The sequence below is a fragment of the Kitasatospora xanthocidica genome (assembly GCF_014656195.1).
Lineage (GTDB): Bacteria > Actinomycetota > Actinomycetes > Streptomycetales > Streptomycetaceae > Kitasatospora > Kitasatospora xanthocidica.
Map to the genome: position 1 here is coordinate 377667 of NZ_BNBY01000006.1, position 13319 is coordinate 390985.

General features: G+C 73.0%; 14 protein-coding genes. 9 read left to right on the forward strand and 5 right to left on the reverse strand.

All coding sequences use genetic code 11. From position 1 onward, the window contains the following. Window position 1: 1 nt before the first annotated feature. From IE332_RS14105 to IE332_RS14115, 4 genes are all read left to right on the forward strand, one after another. Window positions 2-1165 (forward strand): ABC transporter permease, encoded by a 1164-nt coding sequence (locus IE332_RS14105; RefSeq protein ID WP_189916143.1) that lies wholly within the window; start codon window positions 2-4, stop codon window positions 1163-1165. Further along, window positions 1162-2427, forward strand: a complete 1266-nt coding sequence (locus IE332_RS40920; RefSeq protein WP_229928579.1) for an ABC transporter permease — start codon at window positions 1162-1164, stop codon at window positions 2425-2427. The genes IE332_RS14105 and IE332_RS40920 overlap by 4 nt, the downstream gene beginning before the upstream one ends. Next, window positions 2424-2816, forward strand: coding sequence for a cytidine deaminase (locus tag IE332_RS40925; protein WP_268256565.1), 393 nt, complete (start codon window positions 2424-2426; stop codon window positions 2814-2816). Before IE332_RS40920 ends, IE332_RS40925 begins: the two co-directional genes overlap by 4 nt. Before the next feature lie 171 nt (window positions 2817-2987). Next, a complete protein-coding gene (locus tag IE332_RS14115; RefSeq protein WP_189916144.1) occupies window positions 2988-4265 on the forward strand; it encodes a thymidine phosphorylase in 1278 nt (425 codons plus the stop codon). Between the two features lie 27 nt (window positions 4266-4292). Here IE332_RS14115 and IE332_RS14120 read toward each other — a convergent pair whose 3' ends face one another. Then, window positions 4293-4847 (reverse strand): Uma2 family endonuclease, encoded by a 555-nt coding sequence (locus IE332_RS14120; protein WP_189916145.1) that lies wholly within the window; start codon window positions 4845-4847, stop codon window positions 4293-4295. Between the two features lie 42 nt (window positions 4848-4889). Next, window positions 4890-6173 (reverse strand): MFS transporter, encoded by a 1284-nt coding sequence (locus IE332_RS14125; RefSeq protein WP_189916146.1) that lies wholly within the window; start codon window positions 6171-6173, stop codon window positions 4890-4892. Window positions 6174-6265: 92 nt separating this feature from the next. On the opposite strand from IE332_RS14125, the gene IE332_RS14130 reads away from it, so the two are divergent. From IE332_RS14130 to IE332_RS40930, 3 genes are all read left to right on the forward strand, one after another. Then, window positions 6266-7234 carry a LysR family transcriptional regulator gene (locus IE332_RS14130; protein ID WP_189916147.1) on the forward strand — a complete coding sequence of 323 codons (969 nt, stop codon included), beginning with the start codon at window positions 6266-6268 and terminating at the stop codon, window positions 7232-7234. A gap of 144 nt (window positions 7235-7378) precedes the next feature. After that, window positions 7379-8536, forward strand: coding sequence for an adenosine deaminase (locus IE332_RS14135; protein ID WP_189916148.1), 1158 nt, complete (start codon window positions 7379-7381; stop codon window positions 8534-8536). Window positions 8537-8760: 224 nt separating this feature from the next. Then, window positions 8761-9129, forward strand: coding sequence for an ATP-binding protein (locus IE332_RS40930; RefSeq protein ID WP_229928580.1), 369 nt, complete (start codon window positions 8761-8763; stop codon window positions 9127-9129). A gap of 86 nt (window positions 9130-9215) precedes the next feature. On the opposite strand, the gene IE332_RS14145 is transcribed toward IE332_RS40930, so the two are convergent. Then, window positions 9216-9401, reverse strand: coding sequence for a PspC domain-containing protein (locus tag IE332_RS14145; RefSeq protein ID WP_189916149.1), 186 nt, complete (start codon window positions 9399-9401; stop codon window positions 9216-9218). Window positions 9402-9850: 449 nt separating this feature from the next. Here IE332_RS14145 and IE332_RS14150 point away from each other — a divergent pair, with 449 nt between their 5' ends. Beyond that, complete coding sequence (locus IE332_RS14150) at window positions 9851-11215, forward strand: hypothetical protein (protein WP_189916150.1); 1365 nt, start codon at window positions 9851-9853, stop codon at window positions 11213-11215. A gap of 100 nt (window positions 11216-11315) precedes the next feature. On the opposite strand, the gene IE332_RS14155 is transcribed toward IE332_RS14150, so the two are convergent. Continuing rightward, window positions 11316-11876: a hypothetical protein gene (locus tag IE332_RS14155; protein ID WP_189916151.1), complete on the reverse strand. Its 561-nt coding sequence runs from the start codon at window positions 11874-11876 to the stop codon at window positions 11316-11318. A gap of 147 nt (window positions 11877-12023) precedes the next feature. On the opposite strand from IE332_RS14155, the gene IE332_RS14160 reads away from it, so the two are divergent. After that, entirely contained in the window at window positions 12024-12698 is a 675-nt protein-coding gene (locus IE332_RS14160; RefSeq protein ID WP_189916152.1) for a PhzF family phenazine biosynthesis protein, read from the forward strand. Here IE332_RS14160 and IE332_RS14165 read toward each other — a convergent pair. Next, on the reverse strand, window positions 12668-13204 hold the full coding sequence (locus tag IE332_RS14165) for a VanZ family protein (RefSeq protein ID WP_189916153.1): 537 nt from the start codon (window positions 13202-13204) through the stop codon (window positions 12668-12670). The genes IE332_RS14160 and IE332_RS14165 overlap by 31 nt on opposite strands. Window positions 13205-13319 lie beyond the last annotated feature (115 nt).

Here is a 13319-nt window from a genome sequence, read left to right on the forward strand (position 1 = left end):
CATGACCAGTCCCAACCCCGCCGCCAAGGCCGCCAAGCCCGGCCTCGCGCAGCGGATCAGCGGCGAGCGGATCGTGCTCGCACTGGCGGCGCCGGTGCTCGCGGTCGTGCTCTCCGTCGCGATCTGCTCCGTCCTGCTGGCGACCTCGGGCAAGAACCCGTTCGACGCGTGGAACGTGATGATCACGTACGCCACCAAGTCGGACGGCCAGGTGAACATCCTCAACCGGTCCACCACGTACTACCTGGCCGCCGCGGCCGCCGCGTTCGGGTTCCGGATGAACCTGTTCAACATCGGCGTCGAGGGCCAGTACAAGGTCGCGGCGCTGTTCGCGGCCTACGTCGGCGGGCAGGTCGACCTGCCGTCGTTCATCCAGATCCCGCTGCTGCTGGTCACCGCCATGCTGGTCGGCGGCCTGTACGCGAGCATCGCCGGTCTGCTGAAGGTCTACCGCGGCGTCAGCGAGGTCATCGCGACCATCATGCTGAACTCGATCGCGGTCGCGATCGTCGGCCTGCTGCTCGTCCCGGGCATCTTCGCGCCGAAGGTGAGCGGCACCAGCAACTCGATCCAGACCGCGCCGCTCTCGGAGTCCAGCCACTTCTTCGCGCTCGACACGGCCGGCGGCCCGCTCTGGGGCTTCATCTTCATCGCCATCCTGGTCGGCGTGGTCTTCCAGTTCACCCTGACCCGCACCCGCTTCGGCTTCGACCTGCGCGCCACCGGCCGCTCGGAGTCCGCCGCGACCGCGTCCGGCGTGAACGTCAAGAAGATGGTGATCATCTCGATGGCCGTCTCCGGCGCGATCGCCGGTCTGATCGGCCTGCCCGAGTTGATGCAGAACTCCTTCAACTACGGCCAGAGCTTCCAGCCCGGCCTGGGCTTCCTGGGCATCTCGATCGCCCTGCTGGGCCGCAACAGCCCGTTCGGCATGGTCTTCGCGGCCGTGCTGTTCGCCTTCCTGGACGCCACCGGTTCGCAGCTCCCGCTGCAGGGCGGCTTCCCGTCCGAGATCGTCGCGGTCATGCAGGGCACCATCGTCATCTGCGTCGTCGTCGCGTACGAGCTGGTGCGCCGCTACGGCCTGAAGCGCCAGCAGCAGAAGGTCGGCGCCCAGCTCGCCGCCCAGATCGCGGCCACTGAGAAGAAGGAGGTGTCCGCGTGAGTACGGCGACTGCCGCTCGTCCGAAGGCGCCGGGCGCGCCCGCGAAGAAGCGCAAGCTGTCCTGGCCGGTGGTCCTGCTCCTGATCGCGGGCGCCCTGGTCCTGTTCTCCGCCGTGGGCATGGCCACCGGCAACCACTCGCTGACCTCCTCCGGTCAGGTCACCGCCGCGCTCAGCGCCGCCGTGCCGATCGGCATGGCCGGCCTCGGCGGTCTCTGGTCCGAGCGGGCCGGTGTGGTCAACATCGGTCTCGAAGGCATGATGGTCGCCGGCACCTTCTGCGGTGCCTGGGCCGGTTACCTGGTCAACCCGTGGGTCGGCCTGCTGGCCGGCATGCTCGGCGGCGCGCTCGGCGGTCTGCTGCACGCGGTCGTCACCGTCACCTTCGGCGTCGACCACATCGTCTCCGGCGTCGGCATCAACCTGCTGATCCCCGGCATCTGCGCGTACGTCAACCGGATCTACTACAAGGACTACATCTCGGCCGGTGCCGGGGCGAACCAGTCCCCGCCGGCGGATCCGCTGCCGTACATCACCATCCCCGGACTGTCCTCGGGCCTGAAGAGCATCGAGAACCACCACTGGTTCCTGGTCTCGGACATCGCGGGCGTGCTCGGCGGCCTGGTCACCAACATCTCGGTGGTCGTGCTCCTGGCGGGCGCGCTGATCGTGGTCAGCTACTTCGCGCTCTGGCGCACGGTGTTCGGCCTGCGGCTGCGCTCCTGCGGTGAGAACCCGACCGCCGCCGAGTCGCTGGGCGTCAACGTCTACAAGTACAAGTACCTGGCGGTCATCGCCTCCGGCGCCTTCGCGGGCCTCGGCGGCGCGTACCTCTCGCTGGTCGCCGCGCACTTCTACAAGGACGGCCAGACCCTGGGCCGCGGCTTCATCGGCCTCGCCGCGATGATCTTCGGCAACTGGATGCCCGGCGGTCTCGCCATGGGCGCCGGCCTGTTCGGCTTCACCGACAGCCTCCAGCTGCGCGACCCGGAGTCGGTGCACGTGCTGATCCTGATCGTCGGCATCGCGATGATCCTGCTCGCCCTGTGGCACCTGTACCGGCGCAAGTACACCTCGACGGTGATCTCCTTCGTCGTCGCCGGCGGCCTGATCGCCTGGTACTCGCTGACCGACGAGGTGCAGCGTCCGCTGATCGTCGCCACGCCGTACCTGATCACCCTGGTGGTGCTCTCGCTGGCCTCGCAGCGGCTGCGGATGCCCAAGGCGGACGGTCAGATCTACCGCAAGGGCCAGGGCAAGTGACGGCCCCCGTGATCGACTGGGAGCGGCTGCGCGAGGCGGCGCGCGAGGCGATGGGCCACGCGTACGCCCCGTACAGCAAGTTCCCGGTCGGCGCGGCCGCGCTGGTGGACGACGGACGGGTGGTCACCGGCTGCAACGTCGAGAACGCCTCGTACGGCCTCGCGCTGTGCGCCGAGTGCGGGCTGGTGTCCGCGCTGCACGCCACCGGCGGCGGGCGGCTGACCGCGTTCACCTGCGTGGACGGCGCCGGTGAGCTGCTGATGCCGTGCGGGCGCTGCCGCCAGCTGCTGTACGAGCACGGCGGGCCCGAGCTGCTGGTCGACCTGGCCTCCGGCGTGAAGCCGATGAGCGAGGTCCTGCCCGAGGCGTTCGGGCCGGAGCGGCTGTAAGGGCCCATCGGGTGACTCGGGCCGGGCGCGTCGATCCACCCGATGGGCCCTAGCATCTGCATTTGTTACGCGCGTAGAGTGTCGCGAGTGGGCCGGAACCCGGTCATCTCGCGGCACTCTTCGCATTTCACGCTGCATTTCACGTTTTTGGAAACCCCACTGGGAGCACGCATGGACGCCATCTCCGTCATCAGGACCAAGCGCGACCGCGGAGAGCTGAGCGACGCTCAGATCGACTGGGTCATCGACGCCTACACCCGCGGCGAGGTCGCCGACGAGCAGATGTCCGCGCTGGCCATGGCGATCCTGCTGAACGGCATGAAGCCGCGCGAGATCAGCCGCTGGACCGACGCCATGATCCGCTCCGGCGTCCGGATGGACTTCTCCTCGCTGCCGCTGCCCACCAGCGACAAGCACTCCACCGGCGGCGTCGGCGACAAGATCACCCTCCCGCTCGCCCCGCTGGTCGCCGCCTGCGGCGCCGCCGTTCCGCAGCTCTCCGGCCGCGGCCTCGGCCACACCGGCGGCACCCTGGACAAGCTGGAGTCCATCCCCGGCTGGCGCGCCCTGCTCTCCAACGACGAGATGATGGACGTCCTGCGCGGCGCCGGCGCGGTCATCTGCGCGGCCGGCGACGGCCTGGCGCCCGCCGACAAGAAGCTGTACGCGCTGCGCGACGTCACCGGCACCGTCGAGGCCATCCCGCTGATCGCCTCCTCGATCATGTCCAAGAAGATCGCCGAGGGCACCGGCGCGCTCGTCCTCGACGTCAAGGTCGGCTCCGGCGCGTTCATGAAGAACCTCGACGACGCCCGCGAGCTCGCCCGCACCATGGTCGGCCTCGGCACCACCGCCGGGGTCAACACCGTCGCACTGCTCACCGACATGTCCACCCCGCTCGGCCTCACCGCCGGCAACGCGCTGGAGGTCCGGGAGTCCGTCGAGGTGCTGGCCGGCGGCGGCCCCGCCGACGTCGTCGAGCTCACCCTCGCGCTGGCCCGCGAGATGCTCGCCGCGGCCGGCGTGCACGGCAAGGACCCGGCGGACGCGCTGCGCGACGGCTCCGCGATGGACCACTGGCGCCGCATGATCGCCGCCCAGGGCGGCGACGTCGACGCCCCGCTCCCGGTCGCCCGCGAGCAGCACGTCATCCCCGCGCCCGCCTCCGGCGTGCTCACCGAGCTCGACGCCTACGCCGTCGGCGTCTGCGCCTGGCGCCTGGGCGCCGGCCGCGCCCGCAAGGAGGACCCGGTCCAGGCCGGCGCCGGCGTCGAGATGCACGCCAAGCCCGGCGACACCGTGGTGGCCGGCCAGCCCCTGCTGACCCTCCACACCGACACCCCCGAGCGCTACGACTACGCCATCGAGGCCCTCGCCGGCGGCATCACCGTCGCCCCGGCCGGCACGGCGTTCACCCCGAACCCGATCGTGCTGGACCGCATCGCCTGATCACGCCCGGCTCCTGCGGACGTGCGCTCAGGCGTACGTCCGCAGGACGCCGGTGTCGAGGGTCCAGGGCCCGACGGTGATCGTGTCGCCGAACTTGAACTTCTCGCGGGAGGTGTAGCCAGGGCCGTCGTGGATGATTCCGGTGCCCTTGCGGGGGTCGACGAGGAGATACATCGGAATACCCATGGCCGAGTAGTCGCGGACCTTGCCGTGGTAGTCGTTCTCGGGATTGGACTTGGAGACGATCTCCACGACCAGGAGGATCTCGTGGGGTAGGAGGGCGGGCTTGTCGTCGTCCAGATCCGCCTCGGGGAACACCATCAGGTCCGGGTTCCGGAGGCGGCCGAGGCCGACGTCCTCCAAGTCCGCGCCGCCGTGGGCGATGTAGCCGGGATGAGTCTGGGGCAATTGGGAGTTGAGCTGCCGGGCCAGGCGGATGACCGCGAGCTCGTGGCGCTTCACCGGCGACATCATCATGACGATCTCGCCATCGGCGATCTCGACCTTCCCTACGCCCGGCACCTGCGGTAGCTGTTCCGCGATCTCGCGCAGCCGGGCGTACACAGCAGGATCGATGCTCATGTTCCGGAGTGTATCGGCGGGGCCTGACACGCGATGTCAGCTTCAGGTGACCGTCCGTTGCGCCGTGGCATGGGCGCGGTGGGTGGCGTAGAGGGTGACTCCGGCGGCGAGGGTCATGGCGGTGAGGCCGACGGTGGCGGCGCCGGGCCAGCCGGTGGCGTGGTAGGCGTCGGCGCCGAGGGTGCCGCCGAGGCTGTTGCCGAGGTAGTAGGCGATCAGGTAGAGGGCGGAGGCCTGGGCGCGGCCCTCGGTGGCGGTGCGGCCGACCGCGGCGGAGGCGGTGGCGTGGCCGGCGAAGAAGCCGGCGGTGATCAGGACCAGGCCGAGCAGGGCGCAGGCCAGGGACTCGGCGAGGGAGAGCAGCAGGCCGGCCGAGGTCACCCCGATGGCGACGTAGAGGGCGCCGCGGCGGCCGAGGCGGGCGGAGAGGCGTCCGGCCGCGGCGGAGGTGCCGGTGCCGACCAGGTAGACCGCGAAGATCGAGGCGGCGACCGACTCCGGCAGGTGGAACGGCGCGGAGATCAGCCGGTACCCGACGGTGTTGTAGACCGCGCCGAACACGGCCATGAAGAGCAGCCCGAGCGCGTACAGCCGGACCAGCAGCGGGTTGCGCAGGTGCCCTCCGACGGTGCGGGCGAGGGCGCGGGGGTCCACCGGGGCGGGGCTGAAGTGCCGGGCGGCGGGGATCAGCAGCCGGAAGACGAGCGTGGCGAGCAGCGCGAGGGCGGCGGAGGCGGCGAGGCCCCAGCGCCAGCCGAGGGCGGCGGCGGTCCAGCCGGAGAGCAGCCGGCCGCCCATGCCGCCGATGCTGTTGCCGGCCACGTACAGGCCCATCGCGGAGGCCAGCGCGCTGGGGTGGACCTCCTCGGCGAGGTAGGCCATGGCGGTGGCCGGGAGCCCGGCGAGGGCGGCGCCCTGGACGACCCGCAGCACGACGAGGGTGGTCAGGTCCGGGGCGAGGGGCAGGGCGAGGGCGAGGACGGAGGCGGCGAGGGTGGAGGCCGTCATCACCGCGGTGCGGCCGTACCGGTCGGAGAGCGCGCTGGCGGGGAGCAGGCCGAGGGCGAGTCCGAGGGTGGCGGCGGAGGCCGTCCAGCTGGCCTGGCCGGGGGTGAGGTCGAGGTCGGCCGAGAGGACCGGCAGCAGGCCCTGGGTGGAGTAGAGCAGGACGAAGGTGGCGACCCCGGCGGCGAACAGCGCGAGGTTGGCGCGGCGGAAGCCGGGCCGGCCGGGGCGGTGGCGGTCGTCCTCGGCGGGGCGGCCGGCGGGATCGGTGGCGGCGGCATCCGGGGCGGGGACGGATGCCCTGGTACTGGAGGGCTGCATGGCGTCGACCGTAGGCCTGCCCCCGTTGATGCGTCCAATGCATGAAGTGGGGATGATCGATGCACTGGCGTATGAGTCGAGGTGGTGGCGGAATGGCGGGTACGGAACCGGCGGACGGCGGGGACCAGCCTTACCGGGCGGCCGAGTTGGGGCCGGAGGAGCCGGCCGTCCTGCTGGCGCCGCGGCTGGCGCAGTTCGCCGCGGTGGCCCGGCTCGAGCACGTGACGCAGGCGGCCGCGGTGCTCGGGGTGCCGCAGCCGACGCTGTCGCGCGCGGTGGCCCGGCTGGAGGCGGAGCTGGGGGTGGACCTGCTGGCCCGTCAGGGCCGTACGGTCCGGCTGACCAGGGCGGGGCGGCTGCTGCTGGCCTCGGTGGAGCGGGCGCTGGCGGAGGTCGAGCGCGGCGCGCGGGCGGCCCGGGCGGAGGCGGACCCGGAGGTGGGGCTGGTGGCCTTCGGCTTCCTGCACACGATGGGGCCGGACGCGGTGCCGGCGCTGCTGCGGGGGTTCCGCGCGGCGCACCCGAGGGTGCGGTTCCAGCTGGTGCAGGACTACGGCGCGGCGATGCTGGAGCGGCTGCGGGCGGGCGAGTTGGACCTCTGCCTGGTGGCGCCGCCGCCGGACGATCCGGCGTTCGTGGCCCGCCCGCTGGAGGAGCAACGTCTGCACCTGGTCGTCCCGGCGGACCACCGGCTGGCCGGGCGGCGGCGGATCCGGCTGGCGGAGGTGGCCGAGGAGCCGTTCGTCGGGCTGGAGCAGGGGTACGGGCTGCGGGTGATCACGGACGGCTTCTGCGCGGAGGCCGGGTTCGTGCCGCGGCTGGCGTTCGAGGGCGAGGAGGCGGAGACGCTGCGCGGGCTGGTGGCGGCCGGGCTGGGGGTGGCGCTGCTGCCGCCGGCCCTGGTGCCCCGGCCGGGGGTGGTGGAGCTGGAGGTGACGGCGCCGCGCACCCGGCGGGCGGTCGGGCTGGCCTGGGCGGCGGGGCGGCCGCTGACCCCGCCGGCGGCGGCGTTCCGGGACTTCGTGCTGTCCCGGCGCGGCCGGCTGCTCCAGCACGACTGATCCGGGCGGCACGGGCGGCACAGGCGGTGCGGGCGGCCGTTTGGCGGATCGTATGGCCCGGGAGGTGGAATCCGGGGTGGAGTTTGGACCATCCGGCCCTGTGCCCGGTGGTCGGTCTACGCGCGTAGGGGCTATATTTCCGCAATGGAGAAGCAGATCCCCGTCACCACCGCGGGCACCGGCCCGCGCATTCCCACCGCCGACCAGATCCGCCGCGCACCGAAGGTCCTGCTGCACGACCACCTCGACGGCGGACTGCGCCCGGAGACCGTGGTCGAGCTGGCCGCCGCCGTCGGCTACCAGGGCCTCCCCACCACCGACCCCAAGGAGCTCGGCGAGTGGTTCCGCGAGGCCGCCGACTCCGGCTCGCTGGTCCGCTACCTGGAGACCTTCGCGCACACCTGCGCCGTGATGCAGACCCGTGAGGCCCTGATCAAGGTCGCCGCCGACTGCGCCGAGGACCTGGCCGCCGACGGCGTCGTGTACGCCGAGGTCCGCTACGCCCCCGAGCAGCACCTGGAGGCCGGCCTGACCCTGGACGAGGTCGTCGAGGCCGTCCAGGAGGGCTTCCGGCTCGGCGAGGCCAACGCCCGCGCGGCCGGCCACCGGATCCGCATCGGCACGCTGATCACCGCGATGCGGCACGCCGCCCGCTCGCAGGAGATCGCGGAGCTGGCCAACCGCCACCGCGACCAGGGCGTCGTCGGCTTCGACATCGCGGGCGCCGAGGCGGGCTACCCCCCCACCCGCCACCAGGCCGCCTTCGACTACCTCAAGGGCGAGAACAACCACTTCACCATCCACGCCGGCGAGGCCTTCGGCCTGCCGTCGATCTGGGAGGCCCTGCAGTGCTGCGGCGCCGACCGGCTCGGCCACGGCGTGCGGATCGTCGACGACATCACCGTGGGCGAGGACGGCTCGGTCCAGCTCGGCCGGCTGGCCGCGTACGTGCGCGACAAGCGCATCCCGCTGGAGATGTGCCCCACCTCCAACATCCAGACCGGTGCGGCGACTTCGTACGCCGAGCACCCGATCGGCCTGCTCAGCCGGCTGAAGTTCCGGATCACCGTGAACACCGACAACCGGCTGATGAGCGGCACCAGCATGAGCCAGGAGTTCGGCCACGTGGTGGAGGCCTTCGGCTACACGCTGGCGGACCTGGAGTGGTTCACGGTGAACGCGATGAAGTCCGCGTTCCTGCCGTTCGACGAGCGGCTGGCGATGATCAACGACGTGATCAAGCCGGGCTACGCCGAGCTGAAGGCGGAGTGGCTGTTCAGCGCGGGCACCGGCGGCAACTGAGCCGCCGGGCGAACACGTTCCCGGTGGTCGGATGAACGTCCAACTCTGCTACGGAAGTTGGCGTTCATCCGACTACTCACTCCAGTGAGTGAACGGCCTTTGGTTCTCACGCGACCGGCTCACTACGGTGTGCCAGTCATTACCGACCAGGCGCGATGGCGGCCGCCCGGCCGTCGCTCCCGCGCACGTGGCCGGCCACCGACGAGGACCCAAGGGGACGAACCATGAAGCAGGCTCTCAAGGCCGCAGGCACCGCGGCGCTCGGCATCGCCATCGCGGCGGTCGGCGCCGGCACCGCCTCCGCCGACGCCGCCCCGGCGGCCGGCGGCCTCGGGCTGCCCACCGGCGCGGTGACGAACCCCGCGGTGACCGGGGCGGTCACCGACACCGCGGCCAAGCTGCCCGGCGGCGACAAGGTCACCGGCACGCTGGGCACCCTCGCCCCGAGCGTCGGTCACGCCGCCCCGGTCGAGGCGGCCCCGGTCGCCGGCGTCACCCAGCAGCGCGGCGCCGTCCCGAGCGTTCCGGGTCTCGACAAGACCCCGATCGGCGGGCTCACCGGCGCGCTGCCCCTGCCCGGCCTGGGTGGCTGATCAGCGGCAAGCGGCACCACGACGGGCCGCCCGCCCCCGGGATGAACCGGGGGCGGGCGGCCCGTCGTCATGGCGCCCTCCGCAGCTCACGGCTCCTGGGGGAGGAGCAGCCAGAGGGCGAGGTAGAGCAGGAACTGCGGGCCGGGCAGCAGGCAGGAGAGCAGGAAGATCAGCCGGACGGTCCACGGGGTCAGGCCGAAGCGCTCGGCGATCCCGGCGCAGACGCCGGCGATGACGCGGTTGCGGCGGGGACGGGCGAGGCGCGCGCTCATGCCCCCACCTCGCTGCGCTCGGCAGGGGCATTCGCCCATGCGCGCCTTCTGACGACTCGCTCGCTTCGCTCGCTCATGATGGTCTCCTGATCTGTCCGCACGGTGGCGGCCCGGTCCGGCCGGTCCGGCGGGCGTACGTCCATACTCCGCCGTCGACGCCCGGGAATCCTCCGCCCGCCAGGTGATTCCGTACCCCGACGGGTCACCGGGGAGGCGTAGCCGGACGTCGGGGTCCCCCTCAGGGTCACCCTGAGGACGATCGTCCCCGGCGCCCGGGACGAAGGCCTCCACCCTCCCGTCACGGGCACGTGGAAACGGCTCGGTATGATGCCGCAGTCGCTGTTGGTCGGGGGGCAGAACATCGGCGCGCCATCGCCAGGAAATGGCCTCTCTCGCAAGCGATTTCACGTTCCGTTGGGCTCTGTCCGAATTCTCTCGTGGGGTTGAAATTGCGCACTCGGCATCGCAGATTCCTGGCCGCGACCGCCGCCGTCACACTGGCCTCCGGTGTGGCCGTCGTCGAGGCCCCGGCCGTCTCCGCCGCCTCGGGGGCCGTCGCGACGCCCCAGGGCGGCCAGGCCCAGCCCTCGCCGGTCACGGTCGCGCTCGCGGGCCTGCCCGGCACCGTGAAGACGGGCGGCGCGCCGGTGGAGTTCACCGGGACGCTCAAGAACACCGCCGACCACCCGGTGGACGTGGCGGCGGCCACCTTCGTCATCGCGGACACCGGCACCGGCACCAAGCAGAGCCAGTTCAAGCTGGAGTACCAGGCGCCCGGCGGTACGCAGTGGCAGGACGCCAAGGTGAACGCCGCGAGCGTCGGCGGCGTCTGGGAGCTCGGCCGGCCCGCCGTGCCGCACCTGGCGGCCGGTGCCGAGGCCGTCTACCGGCTCCGGCTCACCGTCGCCGCCGACGCCCCGGCCGGGCGGGTGACGCCGGGCTTCACCGCCGTCGTCTCGGACCCCACGCTGCCGCCGGAACAGCGCGTCTCCACCGCGCTGAGCGGCTACCCGGACCTGGTCATCACCCCGGCGGTCGCGCCGACCACCCCGGCCCCCACGCCCGCCGCCACCCCCGACGCCAGGCTCGACGGACTGCCCGCCGCCTTCACCGCGGGCGGCGAGCCGAAGCCGTTCAAGCTGGTCTTCGTGAACAACAGCGGCCGGGACCTCCGGATCCTGCCCGCGATCGTGTTCCAGGGAGCCACCGAACTCCCCTCCGAAGCCGTCAGGTTCGACTTCCGGATGGTCGGCGGGGAGTGGCTGGAGGGCACCCCCGGCGGCAACTCGGAGCACCCGGGCTGGCTCTACTACGGGCTGCGGACCGGGGACAAGAGCACCGACGTGATCCTCCTGGCGAAGGGCGAGACCCGCACGATCGACGTCCGGCTGTCCTTCACCAAGGACGCCCCGGCCGGCGCCCAGTCCCTGGCGGCGCTGGCGGGCAGCCTGCCCGGCGCCGGCGAGAGCGGCGCCGAGGCGTCCAGCCCGAAGGCCGGCTTCACGATCGAGGCCGCGGCGACCACCGCCCCGCCGGCCCCCACCTCCCCGGCCGCCCCGACGCCGACCACCGCCCGGCCGTCCATCGCCCCGGTGGTCCCGGTCACCCAAGCCACCAGCGCGGAGCCCAGCCCGGTGGCGATCGGCATGCCGGTGGTCGCCGCCCCTGCCCCGGCCCAGGCCCCGGCAGCGGGCCCCCGGCTGGCCTCCACCGGCGGCGGCTCCGCCTCGGAGCCGATGGCGATCACCGGCGCGGTCGCGATCGCCCTCGGCGTGGGCACGCTGGTCGTGGCGCGCCGCCGCAAGCACATCTGAGCCCGGACACGCCGGAAGGCCCGTCCGTCCCCGCTGCGTGAGCGGGTGACGGACGGGCCTTCCGGCGTTCGTACGGCGGGCGCGGGCCTGGGCCCTGCCGTCAGCCCGCCTGCGGCGGCTGCGGCTGCCCGGGCTGGGCCGGCGGCGCGGGCTGCGCGTACGGGTTGTCCGCCACCGGCTGCGGCGGGACGGCCGGCTGGTAGGCCGCGGCGCCCTGCGGCGGCACGGGCGGAGCCGCCTGGGGCGCGGCCGGCGGGACGGGCGCGCCCGGCTGGTACGGCGCCTGCGGGGCGTTGGGGTTGTACGGCGCGTTCGGGTTGTACGGCGCCTGGGGGGCGTTGGGGTCGAACGCGGCGGCCTGCGGGGCCGGCAGCTGCTTGGCGTTGCTGCGCTCCACGAGCGCCTTCACCGAGCCGACGATGATCGCGACCGGCAGGATGAACACCTTGAAGAAGATGTAGTACGTGCCGCCCTCGAAGACGAACACGAGGTAGTAGGCGTACCCCAGGAAACCGAGGCCGACCACGACGTTGAGGATCCGCAGGCCGACCTTCAGGCCGCCGGCGACGGCGCCGAGGCCCAGCATGAGCACGCCGCTGACCGCCAGCAGGACGGCGTACCAGGAGAAGAGCGGTTCGGCGCTGAAATCGAGATTGTTCAAGGGGGGTTTCCTGTGAGAGGGAAGAAACAACGGCAGAACCGTTTCGGGGACGAGAGCGCACAGTACTGGAGACGGCCGACATCCGTCGTCGCCTTTACATCACGGTGTCGTTGCGCTCTGCCGCCGCGGCAATTGACGAGGTGGGAAATGACTGATTATGAGGTGCTGCGGGTCTTTTGCGGGCCTGACGGGCGGTACGGGAACGAGCTCGGCGTCGTGCGCGACGGCGCCGCCGTGCCCGAGCGCGCGGACCGGCAGTGGATCGCGGGCGAACTCGGCTTCAGCGAGACGGTGTTCGTCGACGACCCGGAGCGCGGGGAGATCGACATCTACACCCCGACGCTGCGCCTGCCCTTCGCCGGCCACCCGTGCGTGGGCGCGGCCTGGCTGCTCGGCGTGGACCGGCTGGTCACGGCCGCCGGCGTGGTGGGCGTACGGCGCGCGGACGGGCTGACGCTGATCGAGGCCCGGCCGGAGTGGGCCCCGCCGCGGACGCTGCGGGAGTACGGCTCGGCGGCCGAGGTGGAGGCGCTGGAGGTGCCGCCGCCCGGGGAGTGGGTCTACGCCTGGGCCTGGCAGGACGAGGCGGCGGGCACCGTCCGGGCGCGGGGCTTCCCCGGGCGGGGGGACGGCATCGACGAGGACGAGGCGACCGGTGCGGCCGCCCTGTTGCTGACCGCGCGGCTCGGGCGGGCGCTGACCGTCACGCAGGGCCGCGGCTCGCTGCTGCTGACCGGGCCGCGCCCGGGCGGGCTGATCGAGGTCGGCGGCCGGGTGGTGCCGGGGCCGGCTCAGCGTCCGGGCGGCGTCGGCTCCGCGTAGGCGCGCGGGCGGGCGGCGGGCGCGACGGCCGCCACCCTGGCGACGGCGGACACCGGCGGGACGCCCGGCACGGCCGCCCGGGGGGCCCGCGGCCGCCGCTCCCGCAGCAGGTGCCGCAGGCCGGGGACCAGGGCGAGGTGGGCGCCGCCCACGCCGATCACGGCGAACAGTATGTGGTCCACGTTGAGGACGTGCCCGGGCGTCCAGGAGGAGAGGAACTCCAGCCCGGTCGCCAGCAGCGCGGACACGCCGGTGGTGCGCAGGAAGGACGGCAGCCAGGGGGCCCGGAGGCGGCCGCCGGCCAGCGGCAGGAGGACGCCGAGCGGGGCCAGCAGCAGGAACTCGCCGAACACCTGCCAGGCGCTGGAGGAGCGGAGCGAGGCGAACGGGGTCAGGTTGGCGTCGTACACCCAGGCCACCGGCAGCGGTCTCAGGACCAGCCAGAGCACCAGCGCCAGGTGGCAGGCCAGGCCCGCCAGTCCGGCCGACCGGAGGGATCGGTGCACGACCGCCGCCGGGCTGCTCTCGGTCCCCGCGCCGGAACGCTCGTCGCGTGTCCTGGTGCCATCTCGCTGCACGGGGGGAAGGACGTGAGCCGGTGGCGCGGCGGTTCCACGCCGG